The sequence below is a fragment of the Streptomyces sp. NPDC028991 genome, assembly GCF_055564775.1.
This window is the reverse complement of record NZ_JBVHVP010000008.1, coordinates 264,822-284,937: the sequence shown is the minus strand read 5'-3', so window position 1 is coordinate 284,937 and position 20,116 is coordinate 264,822. Positions and strand designations below refer to the sequence as shown.

The following is a 20,116-nucleotide window of genomic DNA, read 5'->3' as shown; positions in this document are numbered from 1 at the left end:
GAGCGTGACCCTCGTCACGTGAACAAGGAAACTCGACCCCCGTCCCCCCGTGAACGCCTCTACCGCCGGGAACGCCGGTCGGTCCCCGCCGCGAGGGCGTTCGCGCGCGAGGTACTCGCCGAGTGGGGCATGTGCGAGCGCGTGGACGACGTGGTGCTGTGCGTCAGCGAACTGGCGACCAACGCCCTGGTGCACGGCGTGCCGCCCGGCCGGGGCTTCCTGCTCCGCCTGCTGCCGTACGGCGACGGCGACGGCGTCCGCGTCGAGGTCCACGACAGCGGGGACGGCGTACCGGCGGTGCCGCAGACGGACGTACGGGAGCCCGGGGAGGGCGGGCGCGGGCTGCTGCTGGTGTCGGAGCTGGCGGACAAGTGGGGCGTGGCGGAGCGCGACCCCGGCAAGACGGTGTGGTGCGAGCTGGGCGGCGCCTACTTCCCGCCCCACCGCCGAGCGCCCGTCACCTGAGCGACGACGACCGCGACTCCCACCACCACCCCGGCGGCGATCACCCGCCCCGGCCCGAAGCCGGCACCGCTCACCGGAACCACCGAGGCGGCCAGCACCACGCCGGCTCCGGCGCAGGCCGCGATCGCCTCCGCCCACACGCGGGCGGCCCCGCGCCCCCACCTCCAGGGCCAGGTCTCACTCGCCACCAGGTAGGCGACCAGCAGCCCGGCCACGCAGGCGCCCTCCCACCAGGCCGGGTCACCAAACGCCGCGATCACCACGACACCCCCCGCCAGCACCGTCGTCCGGTGCCGCAGCAGGCGGTGGGACCATCGCGCGGACTCCAGCGAAGGCCGTCGGTCCAGCGACGGCGCCGCCCCCAGCGCGAGGGCGACCGCGCAGCCGAACACGACCGCGCCCGGCCCACCGTTCACCGACCACGGCCGCCACGCCATCACGACGGACGCCGCTCCGAGCAGACGGACCGGCAGGGTGCCGGCCCAGTACGCCAGGTACGCCCGAAAGCCGACCCGTGCGTCGAGCACCGTCATCCCGCGCGCCCCCTCCCGCCGATCCGCCCCGACAGCAGCGGCGCCAACGCCAGGTCCAACGGCTCACCCACGACGTGCCGCAGCACCGGCACCCCGCTGTCCCGCAGGGCGAAGCGCATCGCGTCCCGCTCCGCGTGCCACAGCCGCAGCCCCAGCTCGCCCGCCGCGTCCCCGGGCTCCACCTGCGGGTCCCCGCTCGGGATCTCCACGACGACCGGGCGGCGGCCCCGCGCCTGAAGGTCCCGGAGTACCTTCAGCATCCGTGCGTCGCTCAACGGGGTGAACACGTACACGAGTGCTCCCTCCGGCAGCGCGGGCGGCGGCAGCCGTTCGAGGCCGGGCGCGTCGTACCGCCGGTCCTTGCGGACGTCGAGGACGCTCTCCACGATGCGGTAGAACGCCGCGTCCCCGGTGCCCGGCGCCAGCCATCGCGTGGTGCCCCCGGTCGAGACGACCCCCACCCGGTCGTGGGTGCGCAGGTAGGCCCGGGCGAGCCCGGTGGCGGCCCGCACCGTCTCGTCCAGGGACGACAGCCCGGTCACCGGGTCGACGACGTCCCCGAACGCGTCGAGCAGCATCACCGTGTCCGCGGCCCGCTCGGCCGCGAACCGGTGCAGCTGCACCGACCCGCGCCGGGTCGTCGACGGCCAGTGGATGCGCCGCTGCCGTTCCCCCGGCACCCAGGGGCCCACTCCGATGACCTCGACGCCCTCTCCGGCCTGCGGCGAGGCGTGTTCGCCGAGCCGCTGCGGCAGCCGTGCCGGGATCGGCGTGAACGTCGCCCGCGTGGCGCGCGGGAACACGGACACCTCGGCCGCCGCCACGCGCACGGTGCGGCGCACGGTGCCCCCGGCGTCGTACACGTCGAGGTCCACCGGCCCCAGCGACCAGCGGCCCCAGTGCAGCGCGGTGTGTCGCAGCGTCACCGTGGACGGGCCGACGACGACCTCGTCGAGCCGCAGCCCCGGGCCGAGCGTGACACCGGGGTCGAGGCGGACGGCGTCCCCGTCGTGGGCCACCGAGACGCGGACGGTGACGGTGTCGCCCTCGAAGCAGCGGCCCGGTTCGACGGTCACCGACGTCTCGACGCGCCGGGGGTGGGCGCGGGGCAGCGCCAGCGCGAGCAGTACCAGCGGCGCCGCCGCGAGCGCCAGCAGCCACGCCCGCCCGGTGAGCAGTGCGGCGGACAGCGCGACGGCGGCGACGGTCAGCAGGCGCAGCGTCCGCTCGCCCGGGCGAGGCCCGCCGGGCGGCGGGGGCGGCGGCTGCGCCGGGGAGGTGCGCCCTTCCAGGGCGCGGACCGCGGCGGCGTTCGGCGGCGGCTCGGGAGAGGGAGCGGGCGCGGGCGCGGTCACGACGACACGGCGGCGGTCGTACGCCGCGTCGTCGGCGTGCCGACACTGCCGACGATCTCGCGAAGCACGTCGTCCGTGGACACCTCGCGTACCCACAACTCCGGCCGGAGCGAGACCCGGTGGGCCAGCGCGGGCACCGCGAGGGCCTTGACGTCCTCCGGGACGACGAAGTCGCGGCCGTCCAGCACGGCGCGGGCGCGGGCGAGCTGGACCAGGGCGAGTCCGCCGCGCGGCGAGGCGCCGATGCTGATCTGAGGATGGTCCCGGGTCGCGCCGACGAGCGCGACGGCGTACTCCAGCAGGTCGTCGTCGATCTCCACGCGCTCCACGACGGCCCGCCACGCCACGACGTCCTCCGGCCCCGCGAGCCTGTCGAGCACGGCCTCGGGCGCGGCCCGGTCGATCCGGGCCCGCAGCATCGCCAGCTCCTCCCGGGCGGTCAGATAGCCCATCCGCACGCGCAGCTGGAACCGGTCGAGCTGGGCCTCGGGCAGGGAGTACGTGCCCTCGTACTCGACCGGGTTGGCGGTCGCGACGACCAGGAACGGGTCGGCGAGCGGTCGTGTCTCGCCGTCCACGGTCACCTGCGACTCGGCCATCGCCTCCAGCAGCGCGGCCTGGGTCTTGGGCGGCGTCCGGTTGATCTCGTCGGCGAGCAGGAGGTGGGTGAAGACCGGGCCGGGGTGGAAGACCATCTCACCGCTGCGCTGGTCGTACAGCGGCGTCCCGGTGACGTCCGACGGCAGCAGGTCGGGCGTGAACTGGATGCGGCGGAAGTCCAGGCCGAGCGTGGTGGCGAAGGACCGCGCGAGGAGCGTCTTGCCGAGCCCCGGCAGGTCCTCCACGAGGACGTGGCCGCGGGCCAGGACGCCCAGCATCACCAGTTCGAGGGCGTCCGGCTTGCCGACCACGGCACGGCCTATCTCGCGCAGTACGGCGCCGGCCTGCTCGCCGACCTGCTCGGCGGTGCGGAGCCGGGGCGTGGGGTCAGTCGTCACGTCGCTTGTTCCTTACCGGTGCGGGGGTACGGGTGCGGGGAGCGCCGAGGATTTCGAGCCGGTCGACGAGGCGGCGCAGCACGTCGACGGGAACCTCGCCGTCGGGCCCGGTCCGGGGCGGCACGGGGCCGAGCCACGGCCACAGCTCGGGGCCGATCAGCTCGGCCGCCCGCTCGGGCTGCTGGTCGAGCGAGACGTGGTGGTGCTCGGCGAGCGCGGCGGCGTACAGACGGCGCAGCTCGGGCCGGAGCACCGCACGGTAGTAGAGGGCGCCGTCCGGTCCGGTCGCGGTCCCCACGTTCCGTCGCCACTCGCCCATACCCGGCGCCCGCGTCCGCAGCAGCCGCACCTCGTCCCGGCGTCCGGAGTCGAGCGCGCCCGCCCCGGCGACGTACCGGGAGACGATCAGAGCGACGACGACGAGCAGGGTCAGGAGGGCTCCGGCCGCCTCGGCACCGTCGAGGAGCAGGACGAGCAGGACACCGGAGCCGGCGACCGCGCCGCCGAACAGCCCGAGCCGGCCCAGGGTGAGGATGTCCTCTCCCGGAGTCTGCCCGGCCGGCCGGTTCACCGCGCGCCTTCCCGGTTGCGGAGCAGTGCGGCGATGTCCTCCAGGGCGCCGGCCGCGGCCTCGCGGTGCGAGGCGTCCATCGGGTGCGAGGAATAGCGGGCCTCGCGGAACAGCGCGGTGAGCCGCGGCGCGGCCGGACCGGGGGCGAGGCCCGCGTCGACGGCGCGGGTGAGCAGATCGGCGGGGCTGTCGGAGACGTGCCGCGGCACGCCGGACGCGACGAGGGCGTCCTCCATCCCGGCGTAGCAGGCGATGACGGCCGTACGGGCGTCACCGGTGGCGGCCAGTGCGCGGCGGCCCGACCGTACGGCGGACAGGAGCAGGCGCGCGTCGTCGTCCTCCGTCACGGTGCCCGGGCGGCCGGGGTGCTGCGGCACCCTGAGCCCGAGCCGTCGCAGTCGTCGCACCACGGCCACCGCGACGACCAGGACGACGACCGCGGCCAGCAGGCCGAGTACGAGGTACAGCGGCAGGGACCAAGGGTGCGCCGGATCCTCCGGGCCCTCCCTGGGCAGCGGCTTGCCCAGCTCCGGCTGGGCGGGAACCGGGGCCGGGACGACCGGCGGCGGGGTGGACCGAGTGCTGCCGGGGGAGAACCGGTGCAGGACGAGAGCCAGGACGCCGATGACACCCGCCGCGGCGAGCAGCAGTGGCGCGGCGATCTCCCGCAGCCGTTCCTCGCCCGGTGGCAGCGTGGCACGGTAGGTGTTGAACCGGGGGCGAAGGTGCTTGACGGCCATCACGACCCCCACCGCCCAGGCGACGGACGACCCGATGGCGACGATGCCCCAGTGGCCCAGCGGCCCCACGCCGGAGTGCAACAGCCCCTCCGCGGGCCGCAGCGCGAGCGCGGCGACGGCCAGCGCCCCGACCACCGAGACGGCGACCGCCGCCCCGGGCACCACGCGCCGCCTCGCCCGTCCCCCGTCTTCTTCCACGCCGTCCCCCTGCTGAACCCGTCGCCCCCGAACGCCAGTTCACCGCAATCTTGGCACACGCCGCACCGGCCGCCCACGGTACGGCTCGCGGCGCCGCGGCCATCTGTCACCGGTCACCCCGGTGTCAGCGCCGCCGCGACCGACCTGATCGTCTCCGGCCCCACCCGGCAGCATCCGCCGACCAGCCGGGCCCCGGCCGCCCGCCAGTCCCGTACCTGTCCGGCGGCGAGGGAGGAGCGCCCTCGCCACGCCCGTGCCTCCGCGTCCCAGGCCTCCCCGCTGTTGGGGTAGGCGACGACCGGCTTGCCGGTGACCCGGGCGGCGGTCTCCACCGCGCCGGCCACGTCCTCGGGGGCGCAGCAGTTCACGCCCACCGCGATCACCTCCTCCGCGTCCGCGGCCAGGGCGAAGGCCTCCTCCAGCGGCTGACCGGCGCGGGTGCGCCCGCCCGCGACGGTGTACGACAGCCAGGCCGGCACGCCCAGTCCGCGCACCGCCCGCAGCAGTGCCGCGGCCTCGTCGGTGTCGGGGACCGTCTCCAGCGCGAGCACGTCGGGCCGGGCGGCGGCGAGGACCTCCAGGCGGGGCCGGTGGAAGCGCTCCAGCTCACCGGCACCGAGCCCGTACCGGCCGCGGTACTCGGAGCCGTCCGCGAGCATCGCCCCGTACGGGCCGGCCGACGCCGCCACCCACAGCGGACGGGACGCCCGCGCCCGTCGGGCCGCGTCCCGGGCCAGCTCCACGCTGAGAGCGAGTAGTCCGGCGGCCCGTTCCCGCCCGATGCCGCGCCGGGCGAAGCCCTCGAAGGTGGCCTGGTAGCTGGAGGTGATCGCCACGTCCGCGCCCGCCCCGAAGTAGGCGAGATGCGCCTCGGCGATCGCGCCCGGATCCTCGGCGAGCAGCCGCGCCGACCACAGTTCGTCGCTCAGGTCGTGCCCGGCCGACTCCAGTTGGTTGGACATCCCGCCGTCGAGCACGAGCGGGCGGCCGGAGGCGAGGGCGTCGGCGAAGTCGCTGGTCATGGCGCCAGGCTAGCCAGTCCGCCCGGGGGTCCGGGGGGCTTGTCCCCCGTGCGAGCTACGGCCAGGTGTCCACCGTGAGGTGACGATCTCAGGCCGCCGGATCCGTAGCGTCCAGTGCAGTCCGCGGCACTCCGGCCGCGGCCCCGATCAAGGAGTTTCCCCGTGAGGTTTGTCTGGCAGTTCCTCGCCGTCATGGTGATGTTCGCCATCACCGGCAGTGCCGTCAGCGCGGTGAGGGACAACGACTGGCTGTCGCTCGTCGTCGGTCTCACCTCGGCCGCGCTCGCGATCCTCGTGTACGCGTGGGTGGTGCGGCGCACCGAGCACCGGGCGGCCCTGGACGTGGCCCGGGAAGGCGCCGTCGTCAAGACCGGCTGGGGGATACTGATCGGTGTCGGGATGTTCGGTGCCGTCATCGCGAACCTCTACGTCGCCGGTCACTACGAGATCGACGGCCTGGGTTCACCGGCCGGGGCGGTGGGACTGGTCGGCTTCATGGCCGGCGCGGCCGTGGCGGAGGAAGTGGTCTTCCGCGGTGTCCTGTTCCGGATCATCGAGGAGCGCACCGGCACGTACATCGCGCTCGTGCTGACCGGCATCGTGTTCGGCCTCATGCACCTGGTCAACGAGAACGCGACCCTCTGGGGCGCGATCGCCATCGCCATCGAGGCCGGCTTCATGCTCGCCGCCGCGTACGCCGCCACCCGCAACCTGTGGGTCCCGATCGGCGTGCACTTCGGCTGGAACTACGCCGCGGCCGGCATCTTCAGTACCGAGGTGTCCGGCAACGGCGCCAGCCAGGGTCTGCTCGACACCGCGACGTCGGGGCCGGAGCTGCTCACCGGCGGTGGGTTCGGACCGGAGGGCAGCGTCTACGCGATCGGCTTCGGAGCACTGCTGACGGTCGTGTTCCTGTGGCTGGCCCACCGGCGCGGCAACATCAAGCCCCGTTCCCGGCGAGCCGCGCGTGTCAACTCCACCGTTACACTTCCCCGGTGATCGACCGTCGGCGGGTTCCGGAGCTGTGGCACCGGCTCGACGTCACGGTCCGGGACCTCCCGTTCGGGGTGCTGCTCCTCGTCGCGTCGTTCCTGCCGGGGCTGCGCGGCAACGGGACGGAGGTCGGCGGTCTGGCGACCCAGCCCGTCGACACGCTGGGCGGCGTGGCGGCCGTGCTCCAGTGCCTTCCGCTCGCCCTGCGCCGGCGGTGGCCCGTCCTCTGCCTCGCGCTGATCACGCTCGGCTTTGCCGTCGACCAGGTCAATGGCTACCACCTGCTCGCCGGTACCGCGCTGCCCATCGCGCTGCTGAGCGCCGGGTCCCATCTGGAGCGGTACCGGCGCGTCACCGTGCTCGCGCTGTCCGCCGCGTACGTGCCGCTGGCCATCGTGCTCCACCGGCGTGGTCCGGGCGAACCGGTGGCCGAGTTCGTGACGTTCTACCTGGCCATCGCTCTCACGTGGGGTGCCGGCGCTTGGATGCGCTCCGCCCGGACCGCGGAGGCCGAGCGCCGGGCCCGCGTCGCCGACGATGCCCGCGCCGCCGAACGAACCCGCATCGCCCGGGAGTTGCACGACGTCGTGACCCACCACGTGACCGCGATGGTCGTCCAGGCCGAGGCGGCACGGTATCTCACCGCCGCGCCCGATCGCCTCGACCAGACCCTGACCGCCGTCAGCGACACCGGCCGGCGGGCCATCACGGACCTGCGGCACCTGCTCGACCTGCTCAACCCCGACCACGGCACCGGCACCGGCCCCGCGCACGGCACCGGCCCCGCGCACGGCACCGGCCCCGCGCACGGCACCGGCACGGGCCACGCGCACGGCACCGGTCACGGCACCGAGGCCAGGACGCCGCCCGTCGGCAGACTGCTCACGCTCGTCGAGCAGACGCGACGCGCCGGGCAGCCGGTGGAGTTCACCGAGGAGGGCACACCGCCGGCCTCGACCGGCAGCGCCGACCTCGTGGCCTACCGGGTCGTTCAGGAAGCCCTGACGAACGCTCTCAAGTACGACCACGGCAGCCGCACCTCGGTCCTGGTGCGCCACGGCGAAAGGGAGATCACCGTGGAGGTCGGCACGGACGGTTCCGGTTCGCGGGCCGCGTCACCCGGCGGCAGCGGACGGGGCCTGGCGGGGCTGCGCGAACGGGTCGGCGTCCTGGGCGGCGACTTCAGCGCGGACCACCGGGCGGGCGGCGGCTTCGTCGTGCAGGCCCGGATACCCGCGGGGAGCCCGTCATGAGCGCGCCGGTCCGCGTCCTGATCTGCGACGACCAGGTACTGATCCGCACCGGACTGGCGACGATCGTCGACGCCCAGCCCGACCTCGAGGTGGCCGGCGAGTGCGGGGACGGACAGGCCGCCGTCGGCCTGGCCGCCGAACTGCGCCCGGACGTCGTGGTGATGGACGTGCGCATGCCGGTGCTCGACGGCATCGAGGCCACCCGCCTGCTGGCCGGCGCCGGGGTGCGGCACCCCGTCAAGGTGCTCGTGGTGACGACGTTCAACCTGGACGAGTACGTCTACGAGGCGCTGCGCGCGGGAGCGAGCGGATTCCTGCTCAAGGACGCGCCGCCGGACCGGCTGCTGCACGGCATCCGGACCGTGGCCATGGGCGCGGCGCTGCTGGACCCGGAGGTGACGCGGCGGCTCGTGGGCAGGTACGCCGCCCGCATCCGGCCCGCCGAGGGCGCCGCCCGGGACATCCCCCTCACCCCGCGCGAGCTGGAGGTGCTCCGCCTCATCGCGGACGGCCTGTCGAACAGCGAGATCGCCGCGGCCCTCGTGATCAGCCACGAGACCGTCAAGACCTTCGTGTCCCGCATCCTCGCCAAACTCGGACTCCGCGACCGTGTCCAGGCGGTCGTCTACGCCTACCGCCACGGCCTGGTGACCTGACGCCCGGCGCGGGTGTCGGCGTCGGACCCGTTGACCTCCGCATGTCACACCCTTACCTTTTCGACGTTCGTAATCACAGATGGTGTTCGATATGACGAACCAGTCGTGTCGTGTGCCCTGTCGAGAGGCAGCCCGCATGAGCCGCGCCGACGATCAGCCCGTGCAGCCCACGGAGTCCGCTCAGTCCGTCCCGCCCGCGGCCCTCGGCCGACGCCTGCTGTTGAAGGGCGCCGCGGTCGCGGGAGCCCTGGCGGCCGTCCCCGCCGTCCCCGCCGCGGCCTCCGCCGCGCCGGCAGCGCCCGGCAGGGCGGCCCCGTACGTGAACCCCCTGGTCCGCAACCGCGCCGACCCGCACATCCGCCGGCACACCGACGGCTTCTACTACTTCACCGCGACCGCCCCCGAGTACGATCGCCTCATCCTGCGCCGCTCCCGCACCCTGAACGGCCTCGCCACCGCCCACGAGTCCGTGATCTGGCGCAAGCACGCCACCGGCGACATGGGCGCGCACATCTGGGCGCCGGAGATGCACCGCGTCGGGGGCAGGTGGTACATCTACTTCGCCGCCGCGCCGGCCGAGCGCGTCTGGGACATCCGCATCTGGGTCCTGGAGAACTCCCACCCCAACCCCTTCCGGGGCACCTGGGTCGAGCGGGGTCAGGTGAAGACGGCGTGGGAGACCTTCTCCCTCGACGCCACCACCTTCACCCACCGCGGCACCCGCTACCTCGCCTGGGCCCAGCACGAGCCCGACATGGACAACAACACCGCGCTGTGGCTGTCGGAGATGGCGAACCCGTGGACGCTGAAGGGCCCGCAGATACGGCTCTCCACGCCCGAGTACGACTGGGAGTGCGTCGGCTTCAAGGTCAACGAGGGCGCGTCGGTCATCGCCCGCAACGGCCGCCTGTTCATGACCTACTCGGCCAGCGCCACCGACGCCAACTACTGCATGGGCCTGCTGACCGCCGACGCGGACGCCGACCTGATGGACCCCGCGAACTGGTCCAAGTCGCCGACACCCGTCTTCACCAGCAACGACACCACCGGTCAGTACGGTCCCGGGCACAACTGCTTCACCGTCGACCGGGACGGCCGCACCGACGTCCTCGTCTACCACGCCCGCCAGTACAAGGAGATCGACGGCGACCCGCTGAACGACCCCAACCGGCACACCCGCGTCCAGAAGCTGGGCTGGCACGCCGACGGCACACCGGACTTCGGCGTCCCGGTCGCCGACACGGCGGGGGAAAGGGCGTGATCCGTTCCGCCACCACCCTGGTGGCCGCCACGCTGGCCGCCGGCGCCCTGGCGGCCGTACCCGCGCAGGCCGCCCAGACCGAGCGGGGCCGCCCCTCGGGGATGGCCCACTGCACCGCCACCGCCTGCCACTTCGACGTCCCGCCGGGCACGTACGACGTGAAGGTGCTGCTCGGTGGCGAGGACGCCGCCAGTACCGCCGTCAGCGGCGAGACCAGGCGGTCCCTGCTGCCCGAGACCGCGACCGCGGCCGGTGAGCGGGCCGCCCGCGGCTTCACCGTGGACGTGCGCACACCCGAGGGCGAGCCCGCCGGGCCCGAGGGCAGCCCCGGCCTGGGCCTGGTGATCGGCGGCTCGGCGCCCGCCCTCGCCGACATCAGGGTGACCCCGGCCCGGCACGTCCGGCAGGTCCTGCTCGTCGGGGACTCCACGGTCTGCGACCAGCCGGAGGCGCCGTACTCCGGCTGGGGCCAGCAACTGCCCCAGTACCTCCGCAAGGGCCTGTCCGTCGCCAACCACGCCGACTCCGGGGAGAGCACGGTCAGTTACCTGGCCGACGAGCGGATGTGGAACACGGCGCGGGCGCTGATCCGTCCCGGCGACCTGGTGCTGGTCCAACTCGCGCACAACGACAAGACGACCGACGCGGCGACCTACCGGGCGAACCTGGAGACGCTGGTGGCGGGTGTGCGGGAGCGCGGGGGACGGCCCGTCCTCGTCACACCGGTCGTGCGCCGCTGGTTCAACGCGGACGGCACCCTGAACAACGGCACCGCCCTGCTCGTCAACGGCCTCGGCGTCGACCACCCGGCCGTCGTCCGCGCGGTCGCCGCCGCCGAGGGCGTGCCGCTGATCGACCTGACCGCGAAGACGAAGGCGCTCGTGGAGTCCCTGGGCGTGGAGGGCTCCAAGTCCCTCTACCTCTACGACGAGAAACGGGACAACACCCACACCTCCGCGCACGGCGCCACCGTCTACGCCGGCCTGGTCCGGGACGAGCTCGTCGCCCGGCGCCTGGTGCCGCGCGGCGCGGTACGGACCGGGCTCAGCTCTGCAGCCGACTCCGCATCTGTGACAGACGACGGTCGAAGCGGAGGTGGGACCAGGTGAACCAGCCCATGGCCGTCACCGCCAGGACGAGGGTCCAGGCTCCGGCGGCGGCGGAGCCGGAGGCGAACCACAGGACCGACGTACCGAAGAAGATCAGCGCCAGGAGCGGGAACGCCCACCAGCGGTTGCGCCGCAGCCGCCGCTGACGGGAGTCGACCAGTGCCGCCATGGTCTGCCGGTGGCGCGGATCCTCGGGAGGCGGCCCGCCCTTGAGGATCCGCCGTTCCATGGCGGGCACGTCGTCCGGCTCCGCGCCGGTGTCCCGCGCGTCGTGCCGACGGCGGCGGCGGATCAGGAACACGACCCAGACACTCATCAGGGCGGCACCGACGAGGGCCGACGGCCATGAGTCGACCCCGCCGGCGATCAGGCGCACGACCAGGCCCGCGCCCAGTGCCACCAGGCCGATCACCGACAGCCTGTCCCGCCATCGCGGCTCGGAGAAGCCGTCGCGCCGCTCTCGTCTCCTCATGTCCACCTCTCGGGCATCCTCATGACCGCCTCTCGGGCAGTCGGACCTCGTGGTGACGTCGCGTGACCGTCCGGGTACCCGCCCGGAGGACGGGAACACTTCGGCGGGGACCGAAGCAACCGGCCCATGGCGTGCGGGACATGAGCGGCACGAACACCGCCACCGCCACCCGCACGCCCGCCGACGCCGTCACCGGCATGGTCGACCACGTCCTCGCGCCGGCCGCCACCTGGACCCGCTGGGACGGGCGCCCCGTGCACGTCGACGACCGCGTCCACACCCCGCACAAGGCGATCCGGCGCGTCGCCGACCACACGGTCGACCATCTCGCGGAGCTGGAGGCTCGGTTGGCCGGAGAGGAGACGCGGCCCGACGGCCGGCACGCGTCCGTGATCACCACGGACGCGGACCGGGCCCCCTTCACACAGGAGGATCTCGACGAGGCCCGCAGCCGCCTGACCCGGCTCGCCCGGATCTGGGCCAACCGCCTCGACGCGCTGACCGACGAGCAGCTCGACCACTCGCCCGGCGAGGGCTGGAGCTTCCGCGAACTCGCCGCACACCTCACCGAATCCGCCTACTGCGCCGACGCGGTGGGAGACCGGTCGTGTCGGCGCGGGCCGTGAAGTGCGGGGCGAGGCACCGACGTACGGCGAGGCACCGACGTACGGCGAGGTTCGGGCGCTGGGGCGGGGGGCGGGCCGCGGAGCCTGGACAGGGCAAGGGCATGTCGGACGAGTATCCAGCCGCACCGGGTGCCGGCGGGCCGCCCCCGGTCGGGAGCCGGCGTCGAGCACGCGGGCCGGCCCACGGTCAGTGACCGCGGGGGCCTCGTGTCTCCCGGGGCCAGTTCTCCAGCGCCACGTGCAGGGCGTCGACCGCCTTGTCCCAGGAGGCCCGTACGTCGCGCGGGGCGCCGAAGCCGCCGGTGGCCTCCAGGGCGCAGTAGCCGTGGAAGGTGCTGCGCAGGAGGCGTACCGCGTCGGTGAGGTCGGGCTCGGTGAGACCGTAGGCGCGGAGCATGCCGTGGGTGATCTCGGCGGTGCGGCGCAGGGCGGGGGAGCCGGCGACGAGGGACTGGTCGACGCGGGTCTGGGTCGCGGCGTAGCGGCCGGGGTGGCGCAGGGCGTACGCCCGGTAGGCGCCCGCGAAGGCGGCCAGCGCCTCCTTCCCGGACCGGCCGGCCACCGCCGCCGCGATCTCGTCGATCAGCTCGCCGCCGGCCAGCAGCGCGACCCGGACGCGCAGGTCCTGGAGGTTCCTGACGTGTGTGTACAGGCTGGCGTCCTTCACCCCGAAGTGCCGGGCGAGCGCGGAGACGGTGACGTTCTCGAACCCGGACACGTCGGCGAGGTCGGCGGCGGCCGCGACGACGCGGTCGGTTGTAAGGCCCGCTCGGGGCATGGGCCACCTTCCGGCTTCCTAGAGCTCCTAGGTTTCATGCTAGGGCAGGCGGGGCGGCAGGAGGGGCTCACCTCCGAGTCGTTAAACGTTCACCTTCTGCGTCGATTCTCCTCACAGCCGCGCACGGCGGCGGTATCCAGGAGGACTTCATGGGGCACGGTCACGGACCCGGGCACGCGCACGGCCATCACCACCACGGGCACGCACACACGCACGACCACGACCACGACCATGAGCACGAGGCCGCGCAGCCCCTGCCCGCCGCCTTCGACACCAGCGTCCCCGACGAGGCCCTGAGTCCCGAACAGCAGTCGCGCCGCGGCCTGCTGCGCCGCGCGGGCCTGCTCGGTGCCGGACTCGCCGCCGGCACCGTCCTCGCCCAGACCGCGACCGCCGCGCCAGCACAGGCCGCGGGCGACGGCCGCCGCAAGAAGGGCTTCCTCTGGCTCGCCGGCGACCACCACATCCACACCCAGTACAGCAGCGACGGCAAGTACCGCGTCGTCGACCAGGTCCGCCAGGGCGCCCGGCACGGCATGGACTGGCTGGTCATCACCGACCACGGCAGCGTCACCCACGCCAAGATCGGTGTGGAGAAGGTCAACCCGGACATCCGCGAGGCTCGCGACGCCCACGAGGACACCCTCGTCTTCCAGGGCCTGGAGTGGAACATCCCGGCCGCCGAACACGGCACCGTCTTCGTCCACCCCGGCCGCCACGAGGTCTCCGTCCTCAAGCAGTTCGAGACCGGCTACGACGGCAGCGTCAAGGGCGCCGGCGACTCCACGCCCGCCAACGAGGCGCTCGCCGTCGCCGGGCTCTCCTTCCTCGCCGACCAGGTGAAGCGGCGCAAGGTCAAGGACGCCCTGATGCTCGCCAACCACCCGGCGCGCAAGGGCATCGACTCCCCGCACGAGATCCGCGCCTGGCGCGACGCCACCTCGCGGGGCCACCAGATCGCCGTCGGCTTCGAGGGCGCCCCCGGCCACCAGGCGGCCGGTCTGCCGAAGCCGCTCGGCATGGGCCGCGCCCGCGGCATCTACGACGGCAGCCCCGGCGCCAACTCCTTCCCCGGCTACCCGCTGGAGAGCTACCGCACCTGGGGCGGGTTCGACTGGATGACCGCCACCGTCGGCGGCCTGTGGGACAGCCTCATCGCCGAGGGCCGCCCCTGGTGGATCACCGCCAACTCCGACTCCCACCAGGTGTACGCCGACACCGCCGGCCGCGGCGGCGGCGACTTCAACGCCAACGGCCGCTACGACGACCCCGTCTACGCCGGCCAGATCGACGTCACCCAGGGCGACTTCTGGCCCGGCCAGTACAGCCGCACCCACGTCGGCTCCGACGGCTTCTCCTACGCCGCCGTCATGGACGGCATCCGCGCCGGACGCATCTGGGTCGACCACGGCCGGCTCATCAGCGGCCTCGACGTCCGCGTCTCCGGCGGCGGCCGCTGGGCCACCCTCGGCGGCGCCCTGCACGTCCGCAAGGGCACGCGAGTCACCCTGTCCGTGGACGTGGCCCTGGCCGGCGGCCCCAACTGGGCCGGATTCACCCCGAAGCTGGCCCGAGTCGACGTCATCCAGGGCGAGGTGACCGGCACGGTCGCCGACAAGGACACCTTCACCGCGCCGACGGCCAGGGTGGTCAAGTCGTACGAGGTCGACAAGGACACCGGCACCGTCCGGCTCACCTACGACCTCGGCCGCGTCGACCATCCCGTCTACCTCCGCACGCGCGGCACCGACGGCAACCGGTCCGCCGTCGGCGCGCTCGGCGTCAAGGTCGACCCGGCGGGCCCCGCCATCGACGTCGTCGGCGACGCGGACCCGTGGCGCGACCTGTGGTTCTACTCCAACCCGGTGTGGGTCCTGCCGTCGTGACACCCCCTTCCGCGCCGTACGCCATCGGCATCGACACCGACGCGACGACGCTGCGCGAGGCCGATCACCTGCTTCAGGCGTTCGCGGCCGAACTCGCCCTCCCCGAGGGCGTCTACGGCTGCACGCACCTGGTGCGGGACGGGCGCCCGCGCGTCGCCCTGTCGCTGGCCGCCGAGGCGGAGCCGTTCCTGCGCACCGCCCGGGAACGGCTCACCGCCCAGGGGTACGAGGTCCGCGAAGGCGCCCCGGACGAGGTCGGCCGCGCCGTCCTCTACCCGGGCGCGGGCGCCCTCACCGGCACGCTGACGCTGGCGGAGCTGCTCACGCACTCCGCGATCGAGCGGGTGACGGTACTGGGCACGCCGGACGAGCCCGCCCCGGACACCCCGCTGGTCACCCGGGAACACGTCCGTCCGCACTGGCGGAACGGCCGCCTCGTCCTGGCCGCCATGCCCGCCGCGGGCGGCACCCTGGTGCCCTTCGAGTACCCCGACCCGACACCGTGCTGCGCCGACCACTGACGGAGCGCCGGACGGGGGGAGGGGGAGAACGCCTGCGCACCCCCCGCGGCCATGGTGCGCTGGTTCCTCTCCCTCTCCTGGCGGCTCAGTCCTCCGGCTCGGGCTCGGAGAACACGAACGAGAACTCCGCGGGCTCGGGGTGGAGGAAGTACCGCGGCAACGGGCCCGGGCCGCAGGACTGCGAGCCGATGCCGTGCAGGGCGTGGTCGAGGTTGACCCAGACCGTGTCGCCGGGGACCAGGTCGCTCAGGTGGCGAGCGGCGTCGAGCTGTTCGGTGCTCCAGCGGCGTGCGGTGAACCAGAACTCGGGATCGGCCTCGGCCCGCAGGCCGCCGATCTCCGCCCACCGCACGTCCGCCCGCGCGCCGTTCTCCTGCGGCCGGACGTAGGGCGTCTGGAGCTCCGCGACGTCCGCGTCCCACAGGAGGTGCTTCGAGGCGGACCTGGTGTCCGGATAGGCCTCCGTCCCGCCGCCGAACCAGCAGACGACGTTCGCGGACCCGGCGTCCAGCCCGAAGCGGATGCCGAGCCGGGGCAGCGGAACCGGCCACTCGCCCTCCGGTTCGACCGACACGGTCAGCCGTACGCACGTGCCGTCCGAGGTCCAGCGGTACACCGTCCGCAGTCCCAGCTCGCGGCCGGCGGGCGCCACCCGGGTCCGCACGGTCAGCGCCTCGCCGTCCGGCTCGACGGCGTCCAGCCGGTGCCGCACGCGGTGCAGGCCCAGCTCACGCCAGAGCAGCCCGTACCGGGTGTCCGACTGCCAGGACGCCCCGTCGTCGTTGTCGGTCGGCGCGCGCCACACGTCCAGGCGCAGATCGCGCACCTCCACGCCGAGGAGCGTGCGCACCGCGCCGGTGCGGGCGTCGAAGGTGGCCGGGCCCAGCGTGATCCGGTCCCCCTCGACGACGGGCCGGACACCGTCCGCCGGCGGCAGGGGAGCGCGCCGCGCCACCGTGTGCTGCGCCCAGGCCACCTCGTGCCCCGCTCCGGCCCACGGTGTCTTCTCGGCGAGTACCGCGCGTACCGACCACTGGACCTCCTGTCCCTTGCCGTCGGGGGCACCGGGCAGCTCGATCTCCGCCGACCGGCCGGGCGCGAGCGGCGGCACCACGAGCCGGCTCGCCCCCGTGGGCACTCCGTCCACCTGGTGGCAGAACTCGAACTCCAGGTGGGACAGATCGGCGAAGTCGTACCGGTTCGTCACCCGTACGACGCCGTCCGTGCCACCCGACTCGATCCGAACGGGCTCGACCACCTTCTTGTACTCGGTGAGCCCCGGCGAGGGCGTCCGGTCGGGGAAGAGCAGCCCGTCGCAGACGAAGTTGCCGTCGTGCAGCTCCTCGCCGAAGTCGCCGCCGTAGGCGTAGCCGAACTCCGGATGCCTGATGCCGTGGTCGATCCACTCCCAGACGAAGCCGCCCTGGAGCCGGTCGTACGACTCGAAGAGCCGCTGGTAGTCGGCGAGCCCGCCGGGGCCGTTGCCCATGGCGTGCGCGTACTCGCACAGGATGAAGGGGAGTTCGCGACGGCGGTGCGGGCCCCCGTCCAGGCCCCGGCCGATCCGCTCGACCTCGTCGTGGGGGGCGTACATGCGGGAGTAGACGTCGGTGTCGCGGCAGCCCTGGTCGCCCTCGTAGTGCAGCAGCCGGGACGGGTCCCGCTCACGGATCCACCGGGCCGTCGCGGTCAGGCCGCGCCCGGTGCCGGCCTCGTTGCCGAGGGACCACAGCACGATCGACGGGTGGTTCTTGTCCCGCTCGACCATGCGGGCGGCGCGGTCCAGGAGGGCCGGTGTCCAGCGGTCGTCGTCGACGGGGTTGTCCCGCCAGTCCTGTTCGACGAATCCGTGCGTTTCCAGGTCGCACTCGTCGATCACCCACAGGCCGTACTCGTCGCACAGGTCGAGGAAGGCCGGGTGCGGCGGGTAGTGCGAGGTGCGGACCGCGTTGATGTTGTGCCGCTTCATCAGCAGCACGTCCTCGCGCATGGTGTCGAGGTCCAGCGCGCGGCCCCGCTCCGGATGCCACTCGTGCCGGTTGACACCCCTGAAGAGGATCGGCGCGCCGTTGACCTTGATCAGGCCGTCCTCCAGGACGACGGTGCGGAAGCCGATGCGCAGGCTCACCCGCTCGCCGCCCGTGGCCAGGACGCCGTCGTACAGGGCCGGCGTCTCCGCGGTCCACGGCGCCACGGGGACCGTCACCGTCTCGCCGGTCGCGATGTCGACGTCCAGCGCGGGAACGGTGACCCGTCCGGGCACGTCGGAGTCGACGCGCAGCGTGCCGGTGCCGGCGGTGTGGTCGTAGAAGGCGTGCACGAACAGGTCCCGGGCGGCACCCGCCGGGCGGTGCAGCAGGGCCACGTCCCGGAAGATGCCGGGCAGCCACCACTGGTCCTGGTCCTCCAGATACGAACCGGCCGACCACTGGTGGACCCGGACCGCGAGCACGTTGCCGGCCTGTTCCAGCAGCGGGCCCACGTCGAACTCGTGCGGCAGCCGGGAGCCCTTGAACTCGCCCAGCTCGGTGCCGTTGAGCCAGACCCGGGCACACGACTCGACCCCGTCGAAGCGCAGCACCGCCCCGCCGTCCGCCGGCCACCCGTCCGGCAGGTCGAAGACGCGGAGGTGGTCACCGGTCGGGTTCTCGGTCGGGACGCGGGGCGGGTCCACCGGGAAGGGATAGAGGTGGTTGGTGTACGCCGGGGAGCCGAAGGCCCCGTCGCCCTGGAGGACCCAGTGGCCCGGCACCGTCACCTCGGCCCAGGCCCCGGCGTCGTATCCCGGCGCCGCGAACGAGTCGTCCTCGGCACCGGCGGTCGGGGACACCCGGAAACGCCAGCTGCCGCCCAGCGACAGTGACTTCGCGTCCGACGTGTACCGGGCGCGGGGCGCGAGGGCGCCGCTGCCGGGGGAGACGTTCTCGACGTAGGCGACGGCGACGGCGACGGCGGGGGCGGGGGCGGGGGCGGAGGAGGGCGTGGGGGAGGGAGTGGCGGAGAGGCCGGCCTGGACGCTGCTGGCGGTGCTGGCGGTGCTGGCGGTGCTGGCGGTGCGGGCGGGGCGCGTGGACATGGGTCTCCTGGCTCGGTCGTCGGGTGCGGAGAGCGTCTGTGCGTTGGGCACCGGGTGCGGTGAGTGCCCCGAGGACACGGGGTGTGCGGGTCTGCGGGGCATGCGGCGCGTGCGGAGAGCATGGCGGGGTGGTCGGGGTCGGGACGCGCGGGTCGGGGTCGGAAACCTGTGGGCCGGTTATCGGGTGCCTGCGGGCCGGGGCTCAGCCGAGCCGTGCCCGGTACGACCGCTCGGCCCCGGGGCGGTGCGTCTGGAGGTGCCGGGCCGGGGAGCCGGCTCCAGCGCCCCTTCCAGCGCGAACGTCGCCGCGCCGAGGCAGACCGGATCGGTCGGGATCGGGGACAGGACGATCTCGGTGGCCGCCAGCGGGTGGCGCAGCGCGTGCCGGGCGACCGACTCGCGCACCGCGTCGAGCAACGGGTCACCGAGGGCGGCCGCGACCCAGCTGCTGAGCACGACCACCTCGGGGTTGAGGAGGTTGACGAGGGCGGCGATGCCCGCGCCGAGATGGCGGGCGGTGTACCGGACGACCCCGAGGGCCACCGGATCACCGGCCGCGGCCGCACCGGCCAGCGCCTCTACGGTGGCCGTCTGGTCCCCGGGGTGCAGCAACGGGCTGTGCGGGCTCCGTTCGCTCAGGTTCCGCATGATCCCGGGCGCCCCGACGTAGGCCTCCACACAGCCGAGGCCGCCGCAGTGGCACGGGCGGCCGTCCAGGACGAGGGTGGTGTGGCCCCACTCGCCGGCGCTGTTGCTCACGCCCCGGTGCAGCCCGCCGCCCAGCACCAGCCCGGCCCCCACCCCGGTGCCGAGGTTGACCACCACCGCGTCCCCGCGCCCGCGCGCCGCCCCGGACCACAGCTCGGCCACCGCACAGGCACGCAACGGGTTGTCCAGGTAGAGGGGATGGTCCAGGTGCCCGGCGAGCAGGTCCAGGAGCGGGACGTCGTGCCAGTCCAGGTTGGCCGCGTACACGCAGACCCCGGCGCCCCGGTCCACCTGGCCCGGCACGCTCACCCCGACGCCGAGCACGCGGGCGTCCTCGGCCCCGGCCCGCGCGAGCACCGTGCCGACGGCCGCGGCGACGTGCTCGACCACCTGCCCGGGGCGGCTCTCACCGGGGCGCAGCACCGCCTCGGCACGAGCCAGCACGTTCAACGCGAGGTCGAACAGCTCGGCTCGGACGTATGTCTCGGCGACGTCCACCCCGACCAGCACGCCGCCCGCCGTATGGACGGCCACCAGGCCCCGGGGGCGGCCGCCGGCCGAGTCCTCGAAGCCGACCTCGGTGACCAGGCCGAGCTCGAGCAGCTCACCGACCAGGGTGGCGACCGTGGCGAGGCTGAGACCGGTGACGGAAGCCAGCTCCTGGCGGGACGTGGGCGAGCCGGCGATGATCCGGCGCAGTACCTCGTAGCGGTTCGCGGTGCGGATGTCCCGGGACGTGCCGCGCTTCATCGAACCCCCTCCCCGGACGAGCGCCGAACGTCAGGCTATGGCGCCCCCGGGGCTTTCTACAAGGGGTATGCGAAGGGGTTGGGAAAAGGGGGCCGGAGACGGGCCCGGGAGAGGAGGGGCCGGAGGGCAAGGGGTGAAGGGGCCG

Annotated in this window: 19 protein-coding genes; 9 read left to right on the top strand and 10 right to left on the bottom strand. The window is 74.1% G+C overall.

Annotated elements, in window-relative coordinates:
• The first annotated feature begins 18 nt into the window (after nt 1-18).
• On the top strand, nt 19-465 hold the full coding sequence (locus ACZ4V1_RS19315) for an ATP-binding protein (protein WP_468337221.1): 447 nt from the start codon (nt 19-21) through the stop codon (nt 463-465).
• On the opposite strand, the gene ACZ4V1_RS19310 is transcribed toward ACZ4V1_RS19315, so the two are convergent.
• From ACZ4V1_RS19310 to mmuM, 6 genes are all read right to left on the bottom strand, one after another.
• The gene (locus ACZ4V1_RS19310; protein ID WP_468337219.1) at nt 429-998 is read right to left on the bottom strand and encodes a hypothetical protein; all 570 of its coding nucleotides are present in this window, start codon (nt 996-998) and stop codon (nt 429-431) included. The genes ACZ4V1_RS19315 and ACZ4V1_RS19310 overlap by 37 nt on opposite strands.
• Nucleotides 995-2,353 (bottom strand): DUF58 domain-containing protein, encoded by a 1,359-nt coding sequence (locus ACZ4V1_RS19305; protein WP_468337216.1) that lies wholly within the window; start codon nt 2,351-2,353, stop codon nt 995-997. The genes ACZ4V1_RS19310 and ACZ4V1_RS19305 overlap by 4 nt, the downstream gene beginning before the upstream one ends.
• Nucleotides 2,350-3,351, bottom strand: a complete 1,002-nt coding sequence (locus tag ACZ4V1_RS19300) for an AAA family ATPase (RefSeq protein WP_468337213.1) — start codon at nt 3,349-3,351, stop codon at nt 2,350-2,352. The genes ACZ4V1_RS19305 and ACZ4V1_RS19300 overlap by 4 nt, the downstream gene beginning before the upstream one ends.
• Nucleotides 3,341-3,922 (bottom strand): hypothetical protein, encoded by a 582-nt coding sequence (locus tag ACZ4V1_RS19295; RefSeq protein WP_468337210.1) that lies wholly within the window; start codon nt 3,920-3,922, stop codon nt 3,341-3,343. Before ACZ4V1_RS19295 ends, ACZ4V1_RS19300 begins: the two co-directional genes overlap by 11 nt.
• Nucleotides 3,919-4,860, bottom strand: coding sequence for a DUF4129 domain-containing protein (locus tag ACZ4V1_RS19290; protein WP_468337207.1), 942 nt, complete (start codon nt 4,858-4,860; stop codon nt 3,919-3,921). Before ACZ4V1_RS19290 ends, ACZ4V1_RS19295 begins: the two co-directional genes overlap by 4 nt.
• 113 nt (nt 4,861-4,973) lie before the next feature.
• Nucleotides 4,974-5,882: a homocysteine S-methyltransferase gene (gene mmuM / locus ACZ4V1_RS19285; protein ID WP_468337204.1), complete on the bottom strand. Its 909-nt coding sequence runs from the start codon at nt 5,880-5,882 to the stop codon at nt 4,974-4,976.
• Between the two features lie 162 nt (nt 5,883-6,044).
• Between mmuM and ACZ4V1_RS19280 the strand changes: the two genes are divergently transcribed.
• The 5 genes from ACZ4V1_RS19280 to ACZ4V1_RS19260 all read left to right on the top strand — a co-directional run bounded on the left by ACZ4V1_RS19280 (nt 6,045) and on the right by ACZ4V1_RS19260 (nt 11,154).
• Complete coding sequence (locus ACZ4V1_RS19280; protein WP_468337201.1) at nt 6,045-6,881, top strand: lysostaphin resistance A-like protein; 837 nt, start codon at nt 6,045-6,047, stop codon at nt 6,879-6,881.
• Nucleotides 6,878-8,128 carry a sensor histidine kinase gene (locus ACZ4V1_RS19275; RefSeq protein WP_468337198.1) on the top strand — a complete coding sequence of 417 codons (1,251 nt, stop codon included), beginning with the start codon at nt 6,878-6,880 and terminating at the stop codon, nt 8,126-8,128. Before ACZ4V1_RS19280 ends, ACZ4V1_RS19275 begins: the two co-directional genes overlap by 4 nt.
• The gene (locus ACZ4V1_RS19270) at nt 8,125-8,784 is read left to right on the top strand and encodes a response regulator (protein ID WP_468337195.1); all 660 of its coding nucleotides are present in this window, start codon (nt 8,125-8,127) and stop codon (nt 8,782-8,784) included. Before ACZ4V1_RS19275 ends, ACZ4V1_RS19270 begins: the two co-directional genes overlap by 4 nt.
• Nucleotides 8,785-8,920: 136 nt before the next feature.
• Nucleotides 8,921-10,045: a glycoside hydrolase family 43 protein gene (locus tag ACZ4V1_RS19265; protein ID WP_468337192.1), complete on the top strand. Its 1,125-nt coding sequence runs from the start codon at nt 8,921-8,923 to the stop codon at nt 10,043-10,045.
• On the top strand, nt 10,042-11,154 hold the full coding sequence (locus ACZ4V1_RS19260) for a rhamnogalacturonan acetylesterase (RefSeq protein WP_468337189.1): 1,113 nt from the start codon (nt 10,042-10,044) through the stop codon (nt 11,152-11,154). Before ACZ4V1_RS19265 ends, ACZ4V1_RS19260 begins: the two co-directional genes overlap by 4 nt.
• Here the strand turns inward: ACZ4V1_RS19260 and ACZ4V1_RS19255 are convergent.
• Entirely contained in the window at nt 11,090-11,626 is a 537-nt protein-coding gene (locus tag ACZ4V1_RS19255; protein WP_468337186.1) for a hypothetical protein, read from the bottom strand. The two genes, ACZ4V1_RS19260 and ACZ4V1_RS19255, sit on opposite strands and share 65 nt — an antisense overlap.
• Before the next feature lie 140 nt (nt 11,627-11,766).
• On the opposite strand from ACZ4V1_RS19255, the gene ACZ4V1_RS19250 reads away from it, so the two are divergent.
• A complete protein-coding gene (locus tag ACZ4V1_RS19250) occupies nt 11,767-12,252 on the top strand; it encodes a hypothetical protein (protein WP_468337183.1) in 486 nt (161 codons plus the stop codon).
• A 187-nt stretch (nt 12,253-12,439) separates the two neighbouring features.
• Here the strand turns inward: ACZ4V1_RS19250 and ACZ4V1_RS19245 are convergent, their stop codons facing one another.
• Entirely contained in the window at nt 12,440-13,030 is a 591-nt protein-coding gene (locus ACZ4V1_RS19245) for a TetR-like C-terminal domain-containing protein (protein ID WP_468337180.1), read from the bottom strand.
• A gap of 149 nt (nt 13,031-13,179) precedes the next feature.
• On the opposite strand from ACZ4V1_RS19245, the gene ACZ4V1_RS19240 reads away from it, so the two are divergent.
• Both ACZ4V1_RS19240 and ACZ4V1_RS19235 read left to right on the top strand, forming a co-directional pair.
• A complete protein-coding gene (locus tag ACZ4V1_RS19240) occupies nt 13,180-14,916 on the top strand; it encodes a PHP domain-containing protein (RefSeq protein ID WP_468337177.1) in 1,737 nt (578 codons plus the stop codon).
• On the top strand, nt 14,913-15,437 hold the full coding sequence (locus ACZ4V1_RS19235; protein ID WP_468337174.1) for a hypothetical protein: 525 nt from the start codon (nt 14,913-14,915) through the stop codon (nt 15,435-15,437). The genes ACZ4V1_RS19240 and ACZ4V1_RS19235 overlap by 4 nt, the downstream gene beginning before the upstream one ends.
• 85 nt (nt 15,438-15,522) lie before the next feature.
• Here the strand turns inward: ACZ4V1_RS19235 and ACZ4V1_RS19230 are convergent, their stop codons facing one another.
• Both ACZ4V1_RS19230 and ACZ4V1_RS19225 read right to left on the bottom strand, forming a co-directional pair.
• Nucleotides 15,523-18,513 (bottom strand): glycoside hydrolase family 2 TIM barrel-domain containing protein, encoded by a 2,991-nt coding sequence (locus tag ACZ4V1_RS19230; RefSeq protein WP_468337171.1) that lies wholly within the window; start codon nt 18,511-18,513, stop codon nt 15,523-15,525.
• A 177-nt stretch (nt 18,514-18,690) separates the two neighbouring features.
• Entirely contained in the window at nt 18,691-19,971 is a 1,281-nt protein-coding gene (locus ACZ4V1_RS19225; protein WP_468337168.1) for an ROK family protein, read from the bottom strand.
• Nucleotides 19,972-20,116 lie beyond the last annotated feature (145 nt).

Coding starts and splice junctions, on each gene's coding strand:
- ACZ4V1_RS19310 (WP_468337219.1), bottom strand. CDS start 998: ATGACGGTGCTCGACGCACGGGTCGGCTTTCGGGCGTACCTGGCGTAC.
- mmuM (WP_468337204.1), bottom strand. CDS start 5,882: ATGACCAGCGACTTCGCCGACGCCCTCGCCTCCGGCCGCCCGCTCGTG.
- ACZ4V1_RS19270 (WP_468337195.1), top strand. CDS start 8,125: ATGAGCGCGCCGGTCCGCGTCCTGATCTGCGACGACCAGGTACTGATC.
- ACZ4V1_RS19265 (WP_468337192.1), top strand. CDS start 8,921: ATGAGCCGCGCCGACGATCAGCCCGTGCAGCCCACGGAGTCCGCTCAG.
- ACZ4V1_RS19255 (WP_468337186.1), bottom strand. CDS start 11,626: ATGAGGAGACGAGAGCGGCGCGACGGCTTCTCCGAGCCGCGATGGCGG.
- ACZ4V1_RS19250 (WP_468337183.1), top strand. CDS start 11,767: ATGAGCGGCACGAACACCGCCACCGCCACCCGCACGCCCGCCGACGCC.
- ACZ4V1_RS19245 (WP_468337180.1), bottom strand. CDS start 13,030: ATGCCCCGAGCGGGCCTTACAACCGACCGCGTCGTCGCGGCCGCCGCC.
- ACZ4V1_RS19240 (WP_468337177.1), top strand. CDS start 13,180: ATGGGGCACGGTCACGGACCCGGGCACGCGCACGGCCATCACCACCAC.
- ACZ4V1_RS19230 (WP_468337171.1), bottom strand. CDS start 18,513: ATGTCCACGCGCCCCGCCCGCACCGCCAGCACCGCCAGCACCGCCAGC.
- ACZ4V1_RS19225 (WP_468337168.1), bottom strand. CDS start 19,971: ATGAAGCGCGGCACGTCCCGGGACATCCGCACCGCGAACCGCTACGAG.